Genomic DNA, 20685 nt, shown 5'->3' on the forward strand with positions numbered 1-20685 from the left:
GATGGGCGCGCCACGCGGACGTTACTGTTGCGCGGGGAGGCGAAACATTGGGGTGGTGGCAGGTCGGCGCGGACACCCTGGCGGGCAGCCGCTTCCTCGTATCGCCCCTGGCCGAGGCCACCGCGAGCCTGTTCGCGCTGCTCGCACCGGCGGCCGCCCACCCCGGCGAAGGCGCCTGGCTCGATGCCCATCTGCCCGCGTTCCGGGCCCGGTTGGCGAACGACCCGGTCACGGCGCGGCTGATGACGGCCGTGCGCACCGCGCGCTGGCCGCGGACTACCTCGTTCCCACGCCCACCGGTGACGGCGAGCGCTCCTTCCACGAGGAGCTGACGGAGATCCGCGCCACCCCGACAGCGACCGTTCAAGCCGACCTGGCCGAGACGATCGGCGGCCCGCTGCCCGCCATGCTGCTCCGCTCCGATCTGCCCGAGCGCACGGCCGACCTGCTCGACTGGGTGTGGGAGCGCGCGGTCCGGCCGGACTGGCCGCGCCGGCGGCGCGTCATGGAGGCCGACATCGTCGCGCGCACCGGCCAGTTGAGCCGGGGCGGCTGGGCCGCGGTGCTCGACGGCATGCGGCCCGGGATGCGCTGGCTCGGCGAGAGCCGGCTCCAGATCAACGCCGACGACCATGCGCCGCAGGACATCTCGGCGGCCCAGCTGCTGTTCCTGCCGGTCACGCCGCGGCACCGCTGGCTCACCTGGGACGACCGCGACCACTACGCCGTCGTGTACACGTGCACCGGCGCGCTGGCCGACGCGGACCGGCCGCCGGCCCCCGAGGCCCTGCGCGCCCTGCTCGGGCCGGCTCGCGCGGGCGTGCTCGTCCTGCTGGGCGCCCCGAAGAGCACCACCCATCTGGTCGCCCTGACCGGCCAGGGTCTCGGCTCGGTGGGCCGCCACCTGAAGGTCCTGCTCGACGCCGGGCTGGTGGGCCGGCGGCGCTCGGGACGCTCGGTCCTCTACTACCGGAGCCCGGCCGGGGACGTGCTCGTCGCGGCGGCCGCCGAGCGGGGCCTGGCCGGAGTCGTGCCCGTCGCGCAGGCTGCCGAGCGGGGCTCACCCGGGGACGTGCCCGTCGCGGCGGCCGCCGAGCGGCGGCAGCCGAGCGGGGCCGAGCCCGAGCGGGGCCGAGGGGCATCGCTCCCCCATTCCCCACCTGGGTAATACTCTCTTCATGACTTCACGCGTTACGGATTCGGATGGCGGGGCGCAGGGCGGGGTGCGGGTCCGCCGGGCGGTGGCGCGCGACGCCAAGCGGCTGACCCGCCTCGTCCGCACCTCGCGTGCCTATGAGGGTCCGTACGCGCCGATGATCGCCGGGTACCGGGTCGGCCCGGACTACATCGAAGCCCATCAGGTCTTCGTGGCGCTCGGCCCGGACGACCGGGTGCTCGGCTTCTACGCCCTGATCCTGAGCCCGCCGGAGCTGGACCTGATGTTCGTCGCGGACGCCGCCCAGGGCCTCGGCGTCGGCCGCCTCCTGATCGCCCACCTGAAGCGTGAGGCGCGCGCCGCGGGCATCGACAGCGTGCGGATCGTCTCGCACCCGCCGGCCGAGGGCTTCTACCTCGGGGTGGGCGCGCGGCGGACCGGCACCGTGCAGGCGCGTCCGCCCGCGGTGATGTGGGACCGGCCCGAACTCGAACTCTCCACAGGGGAAGGCTAGTTGGGGCTGCTCGCGCGGCGAGTGGCGGGTGTTTCGCGGGCCCTCGCGGGATGCGAGGCCCCTTCGGTGCCGTGGTCCGAAGCGGGCGCCGGCGTGCTCCGGCCGGTGTGGCCGGGGAGGTGAGCCCCCGTCACTTGGCCGGAAGCGCGATGAGTCGGCGACGTACGGGACGGGTCATCCGGTCGCGCCACACCGGTCGATATGTCGGATAAGCGCGCTTATGTTGTCAAGCGGCATGGCGGGCCGTCCCTGGCCGCCGCCCGCGGAGGGGAAAGCCTTCGCGCGAGGAGGCCGCGAGGTCTTCGCAAGGCCGAAAGAGGGCGGACATGGCGGACAGGGCGGGACGGTCGGTGGACGGCGGCGCTCGACAGGGCGGGAGCGGTCCGGAGGGCGGAAGCGGTCAGGGCGGAAGCGGTCCGGACGCGGGGGCCACCGCCGCGGGGGGAGCGGCCGGCCGGCGGCGCCTGGTGCCGTGGAGATCCCGGAGCCAGTTGACACCGCATCAGCTCAAGCGGCGCAGGCTGGCCACCCGCGGAGCGCTCGCGGTGGGCCTGCTCTGCGTGGGCACGCTCGGCTACTCGGTGGGGGAGGCCCTCACCTACCCCGGCGACGACAGCACCGCGGCCCGGCTCGCCGGCTGGGCCCGCGAACACGAGCTGGGCCCGGTCGTCGACAAGCTGGAGAACCTCCAGTACGAACTCGACCCGCCCCAGGTCGGCGGGGCGCTGCCCAGTGCGGCGCTGGCCCGCATGAAGGCGACGGCCCCGGCCGTGCCGATCAGCCACCGGGGCGTACCCCTGCGCACCCCGATGCGGCCACTGGTCACCCCGGGCCTGCCCGGCGAGGGAGTGTGGCGCGTCCTGAGCGCCGCGCACGGCGAACCCGTGGTGCAGGGCACCTACGTACGTCCTGACGGCGACCACACCTCCTACCAGGCGGCCGTCGCCTGGATCAGCGGCAAGAAGGCGCGCTTCGAACTGCACCCCGGGGTGCGGGAGCCGGGCGGCTCCTTCGATGTGCCGCCCACCATCCCGGAGGGCAGCCGCACCGGTCTGCTTGCCACATGGAACGGCGGCTTCAAGGTCACCGACGGCGGCTCGCGCGGCGGCTTCTACCTTCACGGCGAGACGGCCGGAGAACTGCGCGACGGTGCGGCGTCGGAGGTGTTCTACAAGGACGGCTCGATCAAGATCGGCCAGTGGGGGCGCGACGTGCGGATGGCGCCCGACGTCGTCGGCGTACGCCAGTGTCTTGAGCTGATGGTCGACAACGGCCAGGTCGTCCCGGATATCGACGTCGACGCCAAGTGGGGCGCCACCGATCAGAGCCGCATGTTCGTGGAACGCTCGGGTGTCGGGGTGACCGCGCAGGGCGACGTCATCATGGTCGTCGGCCAGGCCCTCACTGCCCGCACCCTGGCCGAGCTCATGCGGCAGGCGGGCGCCGTGCGCGCGATGCCGCTCGACATGAACCGCGCCTGGCCCTCCTTCATGAGTTACGACGGCGCGAAGAGCCCGGCCCATCCCGAGCCCATCAACATCCTCGACTTCGAGAACCCGCCAGAGCGCTACTACAACCAGGCCACCAGGGACTTCGTCGCCGTCTACGCGAAGTGAGCGAGCAGGGGGCGTTCCGGCACCTACTTGCGTGGATGCGCAAATAAGGCTTGGGGTCGCGGCCGGGTGCGCGTGACGGTCCCGTGCGGCCGGGCCGCCACGCGCACCGTGGGCGCTAGGTCGCCGGCACGCCGACCTGGGACCAGGCCTTGAGCACCGCCTGGATCTCGTCCCCGTCACCGTAGAGACCGCGCGCGGTCTGCGCGGTCAGCCGGGCGAAGTCGGCGAACTGGGCGTCCGTGCCGAGCTGGCCGCCGGTGAGCGTGGCGTACCAGATCCGCCCGGCCCGCTCCCAGGCGTTGCCGCCGAGCGCGGTGGCCGCCAGGTAGAAGGCGTGGTTGGCGATGCCCGAGTTGATGTGCACCCCGCCGTTGTCGCGGCTCGTGCGTACGTAGTCGTCCATGACGGCCGGCTGGGGGTCCTGGCCGAGCTGGGGATCGTCGTACGCGGTGCCGGGCGCCTTCATCGAGCGGAGCGCCTCGCCGTGGATGCGGGGCCCGAGCAGCCCGGCGCCGATGAGCCAGTCCGCCTGATCGGTGCTCTGGCCGAGCGCGTACTGCTTGATGAGCGAGCCGAACACATCGGAGACGGACTCGTTGAGCGCGCCCGACTGGCCGAAGTAGTCGAGGTTGGCGGTGTACTGCGTGACTCCGTGCGTCAGCTCGTGGCCGATGACGTCGACCGGCAGCGTGAAGTCGAGGAAGAGCTCCCCGTCGCCGTCGCCGAACACCATCTGCTCGCCGTTCCAGAACGCGTTGTCGTACGCCTCGCCGTAGTGCACGGACGCGAGCAGCGGCAGCCCGGAGTCGTCGATGGAGCGGCGTCCGTACGCCTTCAGATACAACTCGAACGTGGCACCGAGCCCGGCGTGCGCGCGGTTGACGGTGGCGTCGGACGAGGGCTGATCGCTCTCGGTGTGCACCTCCGTGCCGGGGAGTGTCTCCTGGTGCCCTGCGTCGTAGATCGTGCGCAGGGGCTTGTCGGACGGGGTGCCGGTGGGGGCGGCGGTGGCGCGGACCGTGGTGATCCGGCGCTGGGTGCGCAGCTGGGCGTCGTGCTCCAGGGTGCGGCGGGCGGGCCCGGACACCGTGGGGTCCTCGTGCTGGGCGAGCCGGTCGAGGACGTGGGGAGGTACGACGGTGCAGAAAACGGCGGGATTGCTCATGAGCAGCAATGTGGCACAGAGTGATTGAACTGTCACCGCGCGCAGTCGAGTTGGCTGAAATGTGCTGCCCGAAGGGTGCCCCTCGCCAGGGAGGGGCATCCGTGCTAGGCGATGTGGGTGGGGTTCTCCGGGTCGAGCGGGTCTGGGGTGGCGGCCGGGCGCACTCGGCGGCCGGCGGTCGACGCGTCCGTGAACGGCCCTCCGCGCTGCGGGAATTGACCCTCCAGTGCGGCGGCCACGCGCAGATAGGACGCCGCGTCTTCCCCTCGGCCCTGGCGCTCCAGGGTGCGGCCCAGCATGAGCGTGGCGTAACTCTCCACCGGGTCGCGTTCGAGCACGGCGCGCAGTTCCGCCTCGGCCTTGGCCAGCCGGGCGGAGTGGTAGTAGGCGCGGGCGAGCAGTAGGCGGGGGGCCACCTGCTCGGGCACCTCGGCGACCAGTCCGGTCAGGATGGCCGCGGCCGTCACGTACTCCTTGGCCTCGAAAAACAGCGAGGCCCGCTCCCAGCGCTCGGCCGGGGTGCCGAACTCGTAGTAGCCGTCGCTCTGTTCACCGCGTACCGCGCTCATGACACTTCCCGTCCGAGGGGCCCGCTCCGGGACCGTATGGTGTGCTGAACGCCGACATGTGGTTGAACATTCCATCACTGTGGTGGGGCTGCGGCGGGAGAGTAGGTTGACCGCATGAGCAATCTCGATCGCCGGCCCACGCTGTCCGTCTGCGGCGGGCGCGGCTTCGTCGTGGGAGAGCCGGTGCGTGAGCTCCTCTCGCCGCGCACCGTGCGGCTCGGCGAGTCCACCGAAGTGCGCCGGCTGCTGCCGAACCTCGGCCGCCGGATGGTCGGCGCCTGGGCCTTCGTCGACCACTACGGCCCGGACGACATCGCCGACGAAGCCGGCATGCAGGTGGCACCGCACCCCCACATGGGCCTGCAGACCGTGAGCTGGCTGCACCAGGGGGAGGTGCTGCACCGGGACAGTCTGGGCAGCCTCCAGACCGTACGCCCCCGGGAGCTCGGCCTGATGACCTCGGGCCGCGCCATCAGCCACTCCGAGGAAACCCCCAGGTCGCACAGCCGCTCCCTGCACGGGGCCCAGCTATGGGTGGCCCTGCCCGATGCCCACCGCAACGTCGAGCCGCACTTCCAGCACCACGCGGAACTGCCCCACGTCTCGGCGCCGGGCATCGACGCCACCATCATCCTGGGCGAACTCGACGGCGCGCTCTCGCCCGGCTCCACCTACACCCCGATCGTCGGCGCCGACCTGTCCCTCACGGCAGGCGCCGACGCGAGGCTCCCCCTGAACCCGGACTTCGAGTACGCCGTCCTCGCGATGTCGGGCGAGGCCCACGTGGACGGCGTGCCCGTACTCCCCGGCTCGATGCTCTACCTCGGCTGCGGCCGCACCGAACTCCCCGTACGCGCCGACTCGGACGCGGCCGTGATGCTGCTGGGAGGCGAGCCGTTCGAGGAGGAGATCCTGATGTGGTGGAACTTCGTCGGCCGTACCAACGACGAGATCCAGCAGGCCCGTTCGGAGTGGATGACGGGCTCGCGCTTCGGCGAGGTGAAGGGCTATGACGGCCCGCCCATCCCGGCCCCCGAACTCCCGCCAGTGCCCCTGAAACCGCGGGGACGGGTGCGCTGAACTGCGGGAATCTTGGAACAGATGCCGGGGTGATTGAGGTAGCGCGTGGTTGGTGCCGCCGGTGACAGCGCGAAAACGGCATTGCTGACTTCGGGCGCCTACCGACTCCGGGCCGAGGGCCCCCGCGCGCTGCACGAGCGGATGCCGTCACGCCTGCGCAGAGCATGTGTGGGGATCGAACAACCACCAGGCGAGTGCTCGGTAGGGTCGGAGCGGCGCTGTCGCAGCATCCCCTGGAGGGGGAGGTAAGGGCCCATGAGTCACTACTCAGCACGGCCGCTTCGCCCGAGCTGACTTTCCTCGCGCTCCCCCTAAGCTTGTCGTTTATCCTCCGGCGTCGAATATTCCTCGAACTTGATTCGTGTTTTCGCAGTTCAGGGGAGACGCGGGTGGCCTGTGCCTCATTCCGTGCTCCCACCAAGGAGCGCACGGGAACGTGAGGGAGGGCCCGCAGGGTTCGCATGGGGTTCAACCCTGGGCCTGGTGGATCAGCGGGATCGACAGCAGCCAGCACAGCGCTGCGATCGTCAGCCCCAGGCTTGTGGTCTTCAGGAGGCCGCTGGGGTCCGCGCCGAGGAAGTCCCTGACGAGGCGGGCCTGCAGCGAGGTGAACCCCTTGATGACCCAGGGAGCGACGAGGAGAAAGCCCAGCCCGCCCACGGCGTGCACCGCCCAGGCCCCGGCCATCGTCGGGCCGCCCCAGGAGCCGGAGGTGTCGTTGTCGGGCCGCAACGGATAGCCGAGGTTGATTGCCACGACGAACCAGAAGAGGCCGGAGAACAAGGCCGCGACGAGGTTCAGTGGCGTGCTGATCACTGCGTGCACGAGCGTCAACGGGCCGCTGTGTTCCGGCGCTTCGACTTGTACGCCGAGCAGGCGTTGGGCCAGAGCACGCTGGATGCGGCCTGCTGGTCCGCCGACCAGGGCAAGCGGGATGCAGAGGACGCCGACGGGGAGCGCGAGCACGATGTAAGCGAAGCGACGCCAGGTCAGGGCACGGAAGGGCTCACGAAGGATCACGGCGATCCGGCCAGTGGGGCGGCCGCTGCGGCCGAGGGGGGGCTGTGTGATGTCCATGCCCTCAGGCTCGCGCCCGCGGGGCCCGGGGTCGATCGTGCCTGTACGGACATCGGTGGTTCGGTTTCCCCCACCCCTAACGCGCTGGGCCGGTCGATTGTCCCGTGGCGCGTCTGGGTTTGGTGCCTTTCTTGTGGTGTGTGGGTCGCTGGCAGAGCTCGCCGGTGACGAGGAGTTGGCCTGCCCCGTAGCGATCAGCTCGGTGATGGTTGGCGGAGCCGCGTGGCCGCCCGGGGCCGGGTCTGGTGGGTGTTGGCGCACGGGCCAGCGGTGGGTATTTCGTGTGGAGGTTCCTGAACCCGCGTCACACCCGGGCGAGGGTGAGTTTGTTCGGCAGAGCGGGTCTTTCCCAGGGACGACGGAGGTCTGCCGCAAGGGGGCGGGGGAGGCGAAGTTGTGTATGGGCGGTGATGATCAGCCATGGTCGACGTCGGCTTCGGTGCCATCGTCCTTGGACCACCACAGCCAGACCGGCTTGTTCAGCCCGCCGGAGGGAAGTTTCTCGACAGTCAGGCGGATTACGGTGCCCTCGATGAGGGGCAGTGGTCCGTCGTGGCCCGAGTCAGGCGGCCCGGCGTGTCAGCCGTGGGAATCGGCGAGGCAGATCTCGCGGCTTGCTTGCCGTGTGTCGGTGGCAGGGACGTTCGGTGAAGTCTCGGTCGACCCCGACAAGGGGAATGCATCTTGCTCAAGGGGCGTGCACACAGCTTCCCGGCACATAGGGCCACACGGAAGGGCGGCAGTTGGATGAACAGGGTTTCCGGAGCACTTGGCACCGTCACGCTGACCGCTGTTCTCTTGTCATGCGGTACTGCCGCGGCCGTTCAGCAGTCACTCACCGGACCGGACGCGTGGTCGGACTGTCCGCGTGCCACCTGGTGCATGTGGGATGGGAACAACGCCGTCGGCGACATCTACACTGACTCCAACGAGCCCAAGTACAACGAGAACCTGACGGACTATGGATGGAATGACCGGGCCAACTCCGTGGTGAACAACTCCACTCGGAACATCTGTGTCTACTGGGACAAGGACTACGGTGGAAACTACGTGCGCATCGCAGCCGGGGCCAAAGTGAACCTCCCCGTCTCGTGGCGCAACCGGGTGAGCTCGTACCGCCAGCTGCCGGCCGGTATCAGCAGTTGCGTCTACGACTGATGTGAGGGCATGCGCCTGCCGAAGGCCGCGTGGAGCCGCGCGAGTCCTCTCCGCGCACTCGCCCGTCTCGCGTGGCGTCGCCCGGACACGCAAGGAAACGCCGGGCGGCCTGCACCGAGGGTCATGGGCCGGCTCCCTCACGAGGTGAGTTCACCACCGTCAAGCTGCTTGGCTGTCGAGCAGGATGAGGACCCATGGCGTTTGTTTTCATGGCAGAACGACGCCGGGGCTCACCGCAGTTCGAAACCGTGCTGGCCAAAGTCCGCGAGGCTCGCACGCGACCGGGCCGGCCACGATCCGTCCTGACCGCGTGAAGGCCTACAAGGGACGGTTGCTGCTGGCGAGCAGCACCCGCCCGACCCCCTGCCGCCGCGCGCCTTCCAGCACGTTATGCGTCCCCAGAACATTGCCGTCCAGCAGGTCCGGCAAGGGCGCCTCATCCGGGACCCCGCCCAGATGCACCACTGCATCGGCACCCGCCAAGGCCGCCGTCACGGCCTCGGCGTCACGCAGGTCGAACTGCCGCACGTCCTCGACCGCGTCCTGCGCAGCCAGCTCAACACGATCAACAAGTACCAAGCGCTCGACTTCGCCACGCAAGCCGACCCGCACCGCCGACCCAACTCGCCCCGCCGCACCGGTGACCACCACGGTTCCAAGACTCGTTCCCATGCGGCCACTCTGCCGCACCACCGGCAACCCGATCACGAGAGCCCTGGCCGAAGTGAGCTGCATCACGTCCGCGACCGGGAACGCGACACCTCGCACCACCCCAGCGGCAAATCCCCTCTCGGCAACAGGCCCGCTCATTGGCCGGCACTGGCCCGGCGGGGTCGTCCGGTCAGCGCCGCCAGGCGGGCACGTCCGGCAGTGGGCCGGGCGGGGCGACGGTGAGGCCGTGCCCGTCCGCGCGGCCGGTCAGCCAGCCCAGGAGAGCCGCCGCCGGACCCGACACGCGTGGCCCGCGCCCGTCGCCGACCGGCCACAGCACCCGGTCCTCGTCGGCGATCAGCACCATGCCGGGTACGTCGTCGCTCTCCCGCAGTCTGGCCGCCGTGGCGGCGAGTTCGCGGGCGACGAAGAACGGGGGCCAGTCCGCGGGCCGGTGACCACACCTCAGGTCGGTGTGGTGGACCTCGACCTCACGCAACAGGCTGCCGACGGCGCCCCGCACGGGGCGCATCCCTCCGCCCAGCCAGCGCACCGGCACCTCCCAGGCCGTGTCCGGATGTCCGGCGGCGGCCGTCAGGAATCCGCCCAGCGCACCGCGCAGGTCCGCGGCCAGCTCGGCGGCCGCCCGCCCGGCGCCCTCCTCGATCTCCCGCTCCCGCTGCGCCTCGTCCGCGTACTGCGCAAGGTCCGCGCCCGTGCGGGCTGCGGTCAGCAGCCGGGTGCGCGAGTCGGCGCTGCGGGCGATGTGTGTGAGTACGTGCGCGCGGGTCCAGCCGGGCAGCAGCGAGGGAGCCCGTACGTCGTCGTCCGTCAAGGTCGCCGCGGAGGCGTGCAACCGGTCCACGGACGTGCGCAGCAGGGGCAACAGGGCGGTGGGCGCCCCACTTTCGTCGTATGCCACGGGGTGTCTCCGTTCGGTGTCCGCGCGTCCTGTACCTGTTCCCCCCGGGGACGGCCCGCACCCGCCCGCACCCCTTCACCGTCCGGAGAGAAGGTCCAGGACCGCGATCCGTCTTCGGCGACGACTGGTGCGGCGACGACTGGTGCGGTGCCAGCGCCACGACATTCGCGTCCCGGACTACGACCGCCGTCGCCTGTGGGCGCTGCGCATGGGTTGCTTGGCTCGTCCGTGACGGCTTGCTGGGGGCCGGGCTCCGCCCGTCGGAACAACTGGGGTGGACCGGCCCCGGGGAGGGGCTCGCCCAGATGCTCGTCCCCGCCGAGTGCGTACGCCCACCTCCGGCCCAGGCGGGAAAGTGGCGGAATGGGTAGAATTCGGGTCATGGGAGAGTGGCGGTCCCGTGCGGCGACTGCGCCCGAGCTCGTCCTGGAGACGGACATCGGCTCCACGGTGATGAGCCCGAGCCGGGACTATCACGTGGGGCGCGACCCCTTGAGCGACATCGTCTTCGACGACGCCCGCGTCTCCTGGCACCACGCCGTCCTCCATGCCGAGCTCGACCACTGGACGATCGAGGACGAGCACAGCACCAACGGCACGTACACCGACGGACGGCGCATCCAGGAGTGGGACATCGGGCCGGGCAGCGTCATCCGCTTCGGCAGCCTCACGGACGGCCCCCGTGCGGTGCTCGTCGGCCGTGCTCCTCCCGAGCCCGTCGCCGCCGAGCGCCCGTCCTCCGTCAGCGTGCCCTCGGCCACGGGCACCTTCCGGCAGCCGACGAGCGTACGCCCGTTGCCCGCCCGCACGGTCCGTATCGGCCGCGCCGAGGACAATGACGTGGTCATCGACGACCTGGTCGTCTCCCGTCGGCACGCCGAACTGCGACTCCTCGCTGACGGTACGTACGAGATCGTCGACGTCGGCAGCCACAACGGCACCTACCTCAACGGCCAGCCGGTGGCCCGTGCCCCGGTCGCGCCGGGGGACATCGTGGGTGTCGGCCACCACGCGTACTGCCTCGTGGGTGACGAGCTGCAGGAGTACGTCGACACGGGCGAGGTGTCGCTCGACGTCCAGGGCCTGACGGTCGCCGTCGACCGGGGCCGCAAGACCCTTCTCGACCAGGTCTCCTTCCCCGTGGGCGAAAAATGCCTGCTTGCCGTCGTCGGGCCCAGCGGCGCGGGGAAGTCCACCCTGCTCAATGCCCTCACCGGGCTGCGCCCCGCGGACGGCGGCACCGTCCTCTACGACGGCCGCGACCTCTACCGCGACTACGCGGAGCTGCGCCAGCGCATCGGTCTCGTACCGCAGGACGACATACTTCACGCCCAGCTGACCGTGCGCCGCGCCCTCGGATACGCCGCCGAGCTCCGCTTCCCCCAGGACACCGAGAAAGCGGAACGCCGGGCCAGAGTCGACGAGGTCATCCGCGAACTCGGCCTGGAACAACGCGTCGACCAGCCCATCCACAGCCTCTCCGGCGGCCAGCGCAAACGCGTGAGCGTCGCACTCGAACTGCTGACCAAACCGTCGCTGCTCTTCCTCGACGAGCCGACGTCCGGGCTCGACCCGGGCATGGACCGTTCGGTGATGCACATGCTGCGCGGCCTCGCCGACGACGGCCGCACGGTCATCGTCGTCACGCACAGCGTGCTCAGCCTCGACGTGTGCGACCGGCTCCTTGTCCTCGCCCCGGGCGGCCGGATCGCCTACTACGGGCCGCCGCGGGACGCGCTCGCGTTCTTCGGCTTCGCCGAGTGGCCGGAGGCGTTCGAAGCCTTCGAAGGCGACCATGACCGCGACTGGGCCCGGGACTACCGGGAATCGCCGTTCCATCAGCAGTACATCGCCAACTCCTCGGCGCAGCCTTTCCCCGGCCCCCTCGCGCCGACCGGCCAGGCCACGGCCACACCCTTCGCGCCGCCGCCGAAGCCGCAGAGCTGGGGGTCCCAACTCCGCACGCTGGTACGGCGGTACGCGGCCGCGCTCGGCGCGGACCGGACATTCCTCGCGATCATGATCGCGCTGCCGTTCGTGATGGGCGCCATGGCGCGCGCCCTCGCGGGGAGCAGGCTGACGCAGGAGACCGCGATGAACGCGCTGCTCATCCTCTGCGTGGGCGGAGTTCTGACCGGCGCCGCCAACGCCGTCCGCGAGCTGGTCAAGGAGCGCGTCATCTACCGGCGAGAACGGGCGGTGGGGCTCTCCAGATCGGCGTACCTGATGTCCAAGGTCGTCGTACTGGGCACGATCACTGTGCTGCAGGCCGTCGTCCTGACCCTGGTCGCCCTGCTCGGCGTCGACCTCAACGCACCCGGCGGCGCAGGGGTGCTCCTGCCGCCACTGGTGGAGGTCACCTTGGCGGTGGCCCTGCTGGCGTTCACCGCCATGATGCTGGGGCTCCTCGTGTCGGCCCTTGTACGCAAGGAAGAGGTGACGATGCCGCTGCTCGTGCTCCTCGCCATCGTCCAAGTGGTGTTCTGCGGCGCACTCCTCAAACTGAACGGGGTGCCCGGCGTCGAGCAGCTCGCGTGGCTCGTGCCGTCGCGCTGGGCGCTGGGTGCCATGGCGGGGACCATCGGGCTCGGCAGGATCGTCCCGGGGGACCTGACCACCGACCCCCTGTTCCAGCACTCCGCGGGTGTCTGGCTGCTCAACATGGGCATGCTGGTCGTCCTCTCGGCCGTCTTCGGATACGCGGTCGCGCGGCTGCTGCGCCGCCACGAACCCGCCGTCATGCGGAAGTAGGAGCTCCGGCGATGACCACTGCGGACTTCCGCCCCACACATGTCGTCCCCCAGGACGGGCTGCCCGCCTGGGAGGCACCCGACGTCAACCGTCCGACGACGCCACTGGACGCGCTGCTGCCCGTGCACCTGGTCGACCGGCTCGGCGACTGGGGCCGGATCGTCTGCGCCAACGGCTGGTCGGCGTGGGTCGACGGCCGGCTCCTGGTCGCGGTGCCCCGGGATCCGCCGGGCGCGGGCGGCCCGCTGACCCGGACGGCCGACCCGCGCCCGCTCCTGGCCAGGTCCGAGGACGCCGTCGCCGTCTACCGGCGCGCGGCCGAGGACCTGGCGGGCGGCAGCGCCGACGGTGAGTCCTTCCGACGCCGGACGCGCGGACTGCGGGTGGGGATGGTCGTGGACGGCGAATCGGTGTGGCTGTACGACGCCGAGCACGAGCGGTGGGTGTACTGCGACGGGATGCGGCTCAGTACGTACGCGGCGGGGGAGGGAGACGAGCCGAGCGTCGAGGGGCGCGGTGGAGCTGACGGGGGTGCGGGCGCCTGGGACGGGGGCGTGAGCGTGAGCGTTGGTGACGGGGGCGGGGGCGTTCCTGACGAGGTGGGGCCGGTGGGGCCGGAACTGACGCAGGTGGTCGAGAGGGGGATCCCGTCGCCCGACGAGGAACCCACCGCTCTGGTCCCGGCCGTGCCGGATACCTCGCAGGGCGGGCGGCCCGTACAGAACGGTGGGCGGCCGGCCCCGCACCTCCCGCCCGAGGCGACCGCCCCCGATCCCCATCCCGACCCCGACCCCGACGCCGACGCCGACCCCCGCCCCAGTCCTGCGCCGTGGCGCCGGCCCGGTGAAGGCTGATGGCACACGCACCGGAGGGGCCCGTACCGGGGGAGTCCGGCCCGAGCCCGCACTCCGGGCGGCCGTCCGAGCTGATCGGGCAGCAGATCGCGGGGTACCGGGTCGAGGGCGAGATCGGCCGGGGCGGCATGGCCGTCGTCTACCGTGCCAAGGACCTGCGCCTCGACCGTACCGTCGCCCTCAAGCTGCTCGCCCCCGAACTCGCACGCAACGACACCTTCCGGCAGCGCTTCACGTACGAGTCACGCGTGGCCGCCGCGATCGAGCACCCGCACATCGTGCCCGTCTTCGAGGCGGGCGAGACGGACGGGGTGCTCTACATCGCCATGCGGTACGTTCCCGGGCGCGATCTGCGTCATCTGCTCGACCACGCGGGCCCGCTCTCCGTCAAAGCCGCCCTCCGCATCGCCACGCAGGTCGCGTCCGCCCTCGACGCGGCACACGACCACGGTCTGGTCCACCGCGACGTCAAGCCCGGCAACATCCTCGTGGCCAAGGGCACAGACAGCGACCATCCGGAGCACGCCTACCTCACGGACTTCGGCCTCACCAAGAAGTCGCTCTCGCTGACCGGGTTCACGACCGTGGGCCAGTTCGTCGGGACCCTCGACTACGTGGCCCCGGAGCAGATCTCGGGCCGCCCGGTGGACGGCCGGTGCGATGTCTACAGCCTCGCCTGCGTCGTGTACGAGACCATGGCGGGCGGCCCGCCGTTCCAGCGTGACGACGACATCGCCCTCCTCTGGGCCCATCAGTACGACGAGCCGCCCCGCCTTACCGAGAAGAGGCCCGGTGTCGCCGCCGCCCTCGACGGAGTCTTCGCGCAGGCGCTGGCCAAGAACCCCGAGGACCGGTACGGCTCCTGCCTCGCATTCACCGCAGCGCTGCGGGCCGCGGCCACGGGAGGCAGTACGACGGGCCACCCTCCGACACGGGTGGACCGCCAGGTGGTGGGGGCGCCGTCCGACACCGGCCCGCCTCCCGCGCCGCCCCGCTGGGCCCGGCCGGTCTTCCGGGGACTGGCCGGCTGACCCGCGACGCCCGGCTCAGGCGGGACCCGACTCCACGTTCCCCCGCCGGTGGACCCGGCGCGCGAACAGGGCGCCGAGGAACCCCGAGACCAGCCCCCAGGCCACGGCCAGGACCAGGGCCCGCCACAGCCGGGGCCGCAGCTCCACCAGGCCGGACAGGCCGCCGCCGAGATCCCCGATGCCGAGGAGCGAGAGGCCGGCGTGGGCGGACACGCCGGCGAGGAGGCAGACGGCGAGCACCGTGAGAGTCAGCGCCACCGCCATGTGCACGGCGTGCTGCCAGAGCCGCATCCGCGCCGGGGACCGGGCCGCCATCAGGAACGCGGCGGCCAGCACCAGGACCGCCGCTACGACGAGCAGCCACCAGACTCGGCCATCGTGGTCGGCGAGCGTGTTGAGGCTGAGCGTGGAGTTGTCCGGTGTGCGCAGTACGGCGTCGAGGACCTGCGGCATGGGCAGCCCGAACGGTCCGTCCACCCGGCCCTCCCAGGACGCGCCGAGGCCGAGCGTGAAGGCTAGCCACACGATGTTGGGCAGCCCGAGCAGCAGGACCGCGAGCGTCTGGGCGGCATGCCCCTTCGCCACGGCCACGACGATGCCGATGACGAACCCCAGGGCGACGTACGACAGCAGCAGGACCACCATGGCGAAGGCCGCGGGGCGTACGGACTCCTGGAACCGCAGCAGGCGGGCCGGGAGCGGCGCCCCGCGCGAGACGAGCAGGACCACGGTGAGGACGCCCGCGAGCCACAGCAGTCCGAAGACGAGGGCCAGCGGCACGTCGGTCTCGAACCCGACCGTGGGCGACGAGTCCAGGACACCGCCGATGTCGCCGACGGGGCCGTCCCCGAGCGAGATCGTGAAGCGGTGCCGGGCCAGCAGGCCGAGGCCGATGAGGAACAGGAGCCAGAGCACCGCGATCCGGCCGGCCCAACCGGCGAGTTCCTTCGCGCCGGCCACGGCACGGTGCCGCAGCGGCCGGAGGAATCCGGCGGCGATCGCCAGCGCCCCGGCGAGGCTGACGGAGAGCGGGAGCACGGAGAGCCCGGCGTTCGTCTCGGCGATTGCGCCGGCGTCACCGGAGAGCCCCACGGAACCGCCGACCGCCATCACGACGACGGCCGCCACGACACTCGGGAACGCCCCGCCGGGTAGGTCGGCGGCGCCCGCGGCCCATAGGCCCAGCCCGGCGACGACGGCCATGGCCACCAAGGAGGCGAGCACGGCCACCAGGGCATGGGGCCAGCCGTGGGGTGCCCGTCGGCCCTGCTCCGCGCGTTGCGCCGCTGTCCGCCGAGGCGGTGTCTGCTCGCTCACGCTGTCACGCTAAGCAGCACCGGACCGGCCCGCCCGTCGGAAGGGCCGACCGCGTCAGCTGCCGACCGCATCAGGTGCCCACCGTCAGCTTGCGAGCTCCCGGGAGCCGGTGCACACAATAGGCGCGTAGGTGCATAAATAGGCATGTATCTGGATGAAACGTGCGCCGCAGATCCCCGTCCACACCACATCCCCGCCTACGCCAGCAGCACCCCGCCTGACCCGTAGCCCCGCCCAGGTCATCTCCCCTACGCCAGATTTTCCGACGTGCAGATCCTCCCAGGCCAGACCGGCCAGACCGGCCGGACCCCCTACGCAGGGAAGAAGGGTTCGTGAGCGTCGAGCCGCCGTCGTCAGGACGCCCCACAGGACCGCCTTCGGGCCCGCTCTCGGGCCCTTCGCAGCCGGGCCACTCCGGGCCTGGCGACACCCAGACGGGCGCGACCCGCGCCGGATCGACGCCGCCGCCCGGCGCCCAGCGGCCGTCCGGCCCCCCGAGCAGCGGCCCCCCGAGCAGCGGCCCCCCTAGCGGTCCGGCCGGCGGCGGCGGCCACGGCGGCGGGCCCGATGAACCGAACGCGGGCTCCGGTGCGAGCCCTGGTGCGAGCCCCGGGCCGGGCCGCCCGTGGTGGAAGTCCGCGCCCCGCGTCGCGGCGATCTCCGCCGTCGTGGTGGCGGCGGTGGTGCTGGCCGTCGTCCTCACTCGCCCGTCCGGCTCGTCGAAGGCCGGCGGCGAAGTCCTCCTCCAGCCCGCGGGCAAGTCGGGGCCCGACCCCTTCACCGGGTCGACAGCCCGCGCCGACTCCACGTCGCCCTCTGCGATCCCGCTGCCGAGCTCGTCGGCTTCGGCCAATGTGACGCGCGGTGTCGACGGCTCCGCACCCGGCCTCTACGGCGGAACGCGGAACGTCGGAAGCTGCGATGTGGAGAAGCAGGTCGGCGCGCTCCAGAAGGACCCGGCCAAGAACAAGGCGTTCGCCTCCGTCCTCGCCATCGAACCGTCCAGTGTTCCCGGCTATCTGCGCGCCCTCACGCCCGTACGGCTGCGGTTGGACACCCGCGTGACCAACCACGGCTACCGCAACGGTGCTCCCACCAGCTACCAGGCCGTACTGCAGGCCGGTACGGCGGTGCTCGTCGACGACCGCGGCGTGCCGCGGGTGCGCTGTGCCTGCGGCAACCCGCTGCTGCCACCCGTCGCGCAGAAGGGCACACCGAAGCGGACGGGAGAGGCATGGCCCGGGTACCGGCCGTCGAACGTCGTGGTCGTGGCGCCCGCCACGCACGTCGTGAACAAATTCGTCGTGTACGACCCGGACAGCAACGCCTGGTTCGAACGGCGCAAGGGCGACTCGGGTACCGGCGACACGAAGACGAAGCCGCCGGTGACCCATCCCTCCTCGCCCCCGTCCACCTCGCCGTCCGCCGGGGAGTCGTCCTCGCCGGGCAGTCCGTCGCCCTGCGTTTCGCTGCCCGTCGGCACGTCCCGGGCGAAGCCCTGCCCGCCCACGTCGGCCCCGCCCTCCGCCCCGTCCTCCTCGCCCGCCACGCAACCTGCCTCGTCGCCCGCCACACAGCCCCCCTCCTCGGCCTCGGCGCCGGAGGAGTCACCCGCGTCGTCCGAGCCCGCACAACCGCCCTCGTCCCCAGGGGCGAAGGGAGGTTCATGACGCGGTACGCGGTCCTGCGGAGGAGTTGCGGGGCCGGCCGGGACACGTGGCGTGCCCACCCTCCCCGCTGTGGCGTCAGCGGGTCTTCTTCTTGTCGAACAGGATCGTGGCCGCGATGGGCACGAGCCCGGTCCAGAACAGGAGGCGGGGACCGGACAGGGCTGACCACGGAGGTCCGGCCACCAGCAGAGCGCACAGCAGGGCCCAGCCCGACTGGGCGGCGACGATGCGGGCCCAGCGGCCGCGGCGAAGCAGCGAGCGGACGTTGAGCCGCACACCGACGCGGAGCTTGCGGTAACGGCGCCAGGCACCGAAACCCCAGACCGCTGCCATGATCACAACGACCCACAGGCGCTGGCCGATGGGCACGGGCAGTGCGGGGGCCGGTCGGTCGGCCGAGGGGAACAGGTTGATCATGGCGCCCGCCGTCAGCAGACAGACCAGGGCGAGCCATCGGGTCCCGCGCAGCAGGCGGTAGGTGGCACGGTCGAGTTGCTGCTGCATGTAGAGGTGGTCCGGCTGACCGGAGAGTGCGTCCGCGTACAGCTCGGCGGCCCGGGTGGCGCCCACGCCCGGCGACGTGGCGGCCCTCTGCGTCTGCCGGCCGACGGCCCCGGGGTGAGTGGGGTCGATGCGGAGGATGGCCTCGTCGAGTTGGTCGGAGACGGTGCGATTGCCGCAGGCGCTGGCGATGCGTTGCGCGACTTCGTGGGCGTAGATGTCCTCGGGGCCCAGGCGCAGCGCCTCCATGGCCAGGTCGGCTGCCTCGCGGGAGATGCGATCGGTCGCGTCGGCACTGATCTTCCCCCCGCCGGATGTCCGGGCGTATCGGACCAGGGCGACTCGCCACACCGTGTCGGCGAGCATGGCACGGGGGTAGGACTTCTCGGGAGCTACCCGGACGGCCTCACGCAGAACGGGTTCGACAGTGAGCCAGCCCCCGTGCTGCACCATCGCCTGAGCGCGCTGCATCAGCGCGCTGTAGTTCTCGGGGGCCAGTCGGAGAGCCTGGTCGGCTGCTTGCAACGCCTGCTCGGGCTCGCCCTTGCAGGTGTGGCAGAAGGCCATGTTGATCCAGGCGTCCAGGTCATCGGGATCCTCGGCGACGCGGCGGCCCAGCAGCTCCAGGGCCTGGTCATAGCGCTCGAACTCGATCAGGGCCTGGGCCTGTTCGACGGCTTGGTCCGGTGCGGTCACAGCTTTCGCCTCTTCTTGAGATAGCCGACCAGGTCGTCGTACATGCCGCCGTCGTTGGCGTACATCGCTACGTTGCGCGCCGCGGCGAACCACGGCTCCGTCGAGGGCACCGTCTGCTTCGCGGCACCGAGAAGGTCCTTCATGCCGATCATGCGGACGTCACCGGTGCGCACCGAGTCGAGGAGCGCCGTTTCGGCCGCGGACTCGCAGAGGTGGGCGAGGTCGGCACCGGACAGGCCGTCGGTCAGCTTGACGAGCTTGCCCAAGTCGACCTTCTCGATGGGGCGTTCACGCAGGTGATAGCGGAGAATCGTCTCGCGTGCCGGGGCGTCGGGCGGCAGTACGAGGAGCGTGCGGTCGAAGCGGCCGGGACGGCGCAGCGCGATGTCCACGTCCCAGGGAACATTCGTCGCGGCCAGCACGAAGACGCCTTCGTTGGCGCTGGCGTTGATGCCGTCGAGCTCGGTCAGGAGCTGGTTGACGGTGTTGCGCATGCCCGAGCTCTGCGTACGGCTGCGCTTACCGCCCAGAGCGTCCAGCTCGTCGAGGAACACGACGCAGGGAGCCTGGCGTCGGGCGGTCTCGAAGACGTCGTGCATGTTGCGTTCGGAGTTGCCGACCCACATGTCGAGTACGTCGTTGACGGACACCGACAGGAAGCTCGCGCCGAGCTCGCCCGCGACGGCGCGCGCCACGAAGGTCTTGCCGCAGCCGGGAGGCCCGTACAGGAGGAGACCGCCGCGCAGGCTCTTGCCGTACAACTTCCGTAGTTCGGGGTTGCGCAGCGGCGCGAGGAAGGCGGCTTCCAGCCGGTCCTTGACCTCTTGCATGCCGCCGACGTCGGCGAGGCGCACCGTGCCCGGAGCATCGACGTCCCAGGCGGGGGAGTCGTCGGGGTCGCCGCTGCCGTCGGTGGTGAGGGGCGCTTCGACGAAGCGGGGCGGGATCACATCCTTGACCTGGTCGGCGGCGGCTCCCCAGTTGAAGTCGCTGCCAACTCCGTTCTCCGCAGGCATACTTGCTTGGCTCTGCGGGGGCGCTTCGGCGGGGGAGGGCACACCCAGGGCGCGGGTCATCAACGCCTTCGCCTGACCGTCGCCCGGTGCGTGCTGCAGCGCGACGGCCACCTCGGTGACCGCGGCGTCCTGATGCCCGGCGTCCAGCAACAAGCCGGCCAGGTGCAGCCGCAGCGGCACGTCACCGGGCGCCGCCTCAAGAGCGGTGCGCAGGCTCTGTATCAGGGGAGAGACCTCAGACATGCGCCCACCTTACGGACACAAAGCCCCCAGCCTTCCGTCGGGTTCCGCGGGCCAATCACGGCCGGAGGTCCCTCGACAGGACACCAGGAGGCCGCTCGACAGGACACCCGCGAGGAGCGGCGGGACGAGCCGCGGACAGCGTTGTTCACTGAGCGGCGACCACGGACTCCGACCCGTTCCGTGGTCCGCGGGGCGTCAGGCGTAGCTGAGGATGACCAGCAGCGCGCCGGCCTCCGCGAGTACCTGGGTGACGAGGGCCGCGCGCCGCACTCGCGACGCCGGCGCGACCAGTGCGACGAGCAGCGCTGCGGCGCCGACGCCCGCGCTCCATTCGAACATCCAGCCAGGCAGCCCGGGTTGGCATTCGCCCTGGGTCACGCACCGGGAGACCCGCTCCGACATCAGCAGCAGAATGCCGAGCGCCATGGCCGTCGGCACGAAGAGCAGTGCCGCCGCGGTGGCCAACAGACGCGTGCGGTCCTCTGCCGGCAAGGGCTGCGCAGGACGAGCGGGTGCGGGGGCGGAGGCGGATGAGACGGACGCCGATGAGTTCATGCCCTCATCCAACGCGGGCGGCCGGCGTCACGTATCCGACCGGCTACTCAGATCGCGGGTGTGCATACTCAGGCGCTGGTCGGCCGGATCGCCGCCGGTGGCCCAATCCTCGCCGAGGAGTCGGTGGAGGACGTCTTCCCCCT

Annotated in this window: 16 protein-coding genes and 4 pseudogenes; 10 read left to right on the forward strand and 10 right to left on the reverse strand. The window is 71.5% G+C overall.

All coding sequences use genetic code 11. The features are described 5' to 3' along the window. Nucleotides 1-47 precede the first annotated feature (47 nt). The 3 genes and pseudogenes from AB0D31_RS19770 to AB0D31_RS19780 form a co-directional block, all read left to right on the forward strand. Nucleotides 48-997: pseudogene (locus tag AB0D31_RS19770) on the forward strand (winged helix-turn-helix domain-containing protein); the annotation flags it as partial. A gap of 181 nt (nucleotides 998-1178) precedes the next feature. Next, on the forward strand, nucleotides 1179-1670 hold the full coding sequence (locus tag AB0D31_RS19775) for a GNAT family N-acetyltransferase (protein ID WP_362724529.1): 492 nt from the start codon (nucleotides 1179-1181) through the stop codon (nucleotides 1668-1670). A 491-nt stretch (nucleotides 1671-2161) separates the two neighbouring features. Beyond that, a complete protein-coding gene (locus AB0D31_RS19780) occupies nucleotides 2162-3286 on the forward strand; it encodes a phosphodiester glycosidase family protein (protein ID WP_362724532.1) in 1125 nt (374 codons plus the stop codon). A gap of 115 nt (nucleotides 3287-3401) precedes the next feature. On the opposite strand, the gene AB0D31_RS19785 is transcribed toward AB0D31_RS19780, so the two are convergent. Continuing rightward, on the reverse strand, nucleotides 3402-4451 hold the full coding sequence (locus AB0D31_RS19785; protein ID WP_362724535.1) for a M4 family metallopeptidase: 1050 nt from the start codon (nucleotides 4449-4451) through the stop codon (nucleotides 3402-3404). Between the two features lie 212 nt (nucleotides 4452-4663). Then, nucleotides 4664-5020, reverse strand: a pseudogene (locus tag AB0D31_RS19790) (tetratricopeptide repeat protein); the annotation flags it as partial. Between the two features lie 114 nt (nucleotides 5021-5134). On the opposite strand from AB0D31_RS19790, the gene AB0D31_RS19795 reads away from it, so the two are divergent. Next, complete coding sequence (locus tag AB0D31_RS19795; RefSeq protein WP_362724538.1) at nucleotides 5135-6100, forward strand: pirin family protein; 966 nt, start codon at nucleotides 5135-5137, stop codon at nucleotides 6098-6100. A 468-nt stretch (nucleotides 6101-6568) separates the two neighbouring features. Here AB0D31_RS19795 and AB0D31_RS19800 read toward each other — a convergent pair whose 3' ends face one another. Together AB0D31_RS19800 and AB0D31_RS19805 are read right to left on the reverse strand one after the other, a co-directional pair. After that, on the reverse strand, nucleotides 6569-7177 hold the full coding sequence (locus AB0D31_RS19800) for a sensor domain-containing protein (protein ID WP_362724540.1): 609 nt from the start codon (nucleotides 7175-7177) through the stop codon (nucleotides 6569-6571). 76 nt (nucleotides 7178-7253) lie between these two features. Next, nucleotides 7254-7766 (reverse strand): annotated as a pseudogene (locus tag AB0D31_RS19805) (transposase); the annotation flags it as partial. Nucleotides 7767-7924: 158 nt separating this feature from the next. Between AB0D31_RS19805 and AB0D31_RS19810 the strand changes: the two are divergent. Continuing rightward, nucleotides 7925-8335 (forward strand): peptidase inhibitor family I36 protein, encoded by a 411-nt coding sequence (locus AB0D31_RS19810; RefSeq protein WP_362724542.1) that lies wholly within the window; start codon nucleotides 7925-7927, stop codon nucleotides 8333-8335. A gap of 318 nt (nucleotides 8336-8653) precedes the next feature. Here the strand turns inward: AB0D31_RS19810 and AB0D31_RS19815 are convergent, their stop codons facing one another. Both AB0D31_RS19815 and AB0D31_RS19820 read right to left on the reverse strand, forming a co-directional pair. Then, on the reverse strand, nucleotides 8654-9070 hold the full coding sequence (locus AB0D31_RS19815; RefSeq protein ID WP_362724574.1) for an NAD(P)-dependent oxidoreductase: 417 nt from the start codon (nucleotides 9068-9070) through the stop codon (nucleotides 8654-8656). A 106-nt stretch (nucleotides 9071-9176) separates the two neighbouring features. Continuing rightward, nucleotides 9177-9908 carry a maleylpyruvate isomerase family mycothiol-dependent enzyme gene (locus AB0D31_RS19820; protein ID WP_362724545.1) on the reverse strand — a complete coding sequence of 244 codons (732 nt, stop codon included), beginning with the start codon at nucleotides 9906-9908 and terminating at the stop codon, nucleotides 9177-9179. Nucleotides 9909-10289: 381 nt separating this feature from the next. On the opposite strand from AB0D31_RS19820, the gene AB0D31_RS19825 reads away from it, so the two are divergent. Genes AB0D31_RS19825 through AB0D31_RS19835 form a run of 3 tightly spaced genes read left to right on the forward strand, consistent with a single transcriptional unit; the run spans nucleotide 10290 to nucleotide 14544 of the window. Then, on the forward strand, nucleotides 10290-12659 hold the full coding sequence (locus tag AB0D31_RS19825; protein WP_362724548.1) for an FHA domain-containing protein: 2370 nt from the start codon (nucleotides 10290-10292) through the stop codon (nucleotides 12657-12659). Between the two features lie 11 nt (nucleotides 12660-12670). Continuing rightward, nucleotides 12671-13513, forward strand: a complete 843-nt coding sequence (locus AB0D31_RS19830; protein WP_362724551.1) for a hypothetical protein — start codon at nucleotides 12671-12673, stop codon at nucleotides 13511-13513. Next, entirely contained in the window at nucleotides 13513-14544 is a 1032-nt protein-coding gene (locus AB0D31_RS19835) for a serine/threonine-protein kinase (RefSeq protein ID WP_362724554.1), read from the forward strand. Before AB0D31_RS19830 ends, AB0D31_RS19835 begins: the two co-directional genes overlap by 1 nt. A gap of 15 nt (nucleotides 14545-14559) precedes the next feature. Here AB0D31_RS19835 and AB0D31_RS19840 read toward each other — a convergent pair whose 3' ends face one another. Then, nucleotides 14560-15861 carry a streptophobe family protein gene (locus AB0D31_RS19840; protein ID WP_362724557.1) on the reverse strand — a complete coding sequence of 434 codons (1302 nt, stop codon included), beginning with the start codon at nucleotides 15859-15861 and terminating at the stop codon, nucleotides 14560-14562. A gap of 332 nt (nucleotides 15862-16193) precedes the next feature. Between AB0D31_RS19840 and AB0D31_RS19845 the strand changes: the two genes are divergently transcribed. Continuing rightward, complete coding sequence (locus tag AB0D31_RS19845; protein ID WP_362724560.1) at nucleotides 16194-17531, forward strand: DUF6777 domain-containing protein; 1338 nt, start codon at nucleotides 16194-16196, stop codon at nucleotides 17529-17531. Nucleotides 17532-17606: 75 nt separating this feature from the next. Here the strand turns inward: AB0D31_RS19845 and AB0D31_RS19850 are convergent, their stop codons facing one another. The 3 genes from AB0D31_RS19850 to AB0D31_RS19860 form a co-directional block, all read right to left on the reverse strand. Next, on the reverse strand, nucleotides 17607-18728 hold the full coding sequence (locus AB0D31_RS19850; protein WP_362724563.1) for a tetratricopeptide repeat protein: 1122 nt from the start codon (nucleotides 18726-18728) through the stop codon (nucleotides 17607-17609). Further along, on the reverse strand, nucleotides 18725-19987 hold the full coding sequence (locus AB0D31_RS19855) for an ATP-binding protein (protein ID WP_362724566.1): 1263 nt from the start codon (nucleotides 19985-19987) through the stop codon (nucleotides 18725-18727). Before AB0D31_RS19855 ends, AB0D31_RS19850 begins: the two co-directional genes overlap by 4 nt. Before the next feature lie 195 nt (nucleotides 19988-20182). Then, the gene (locus AB0D31_RS19860) at nucleotides 20183-20452 is read right to left on the reverse strand and encodes a hypothetical protein (protein ID WP_362724569.1); all 270 of its coding nucleotides are present in this window, start codon (nucleotides 20450-20452) and stop codon (nucleotides 20183-20185) included. Nucleotides 20453-20617: 165 nt separating this feature from the next. Here AB0D31_RS19860 and AB0D31_RS19865 point away from each other — a divergent pair. Then, nucleotides 20618-20685, forward strand: a pseudogene (locus AB0D31_RS19865) (repressor LexA); the annotation flags it as partial.

Origin of the sequence: Streptomyces sp. NPDC048361 (assembly GCF_040651795.1) — a bacterium.
Classification (GTDB): domain Bacteria; phylum Actinomycetota; class Actinomycetes; order Streptomycetales; family Streptomycetaceae; genus Streptomyces.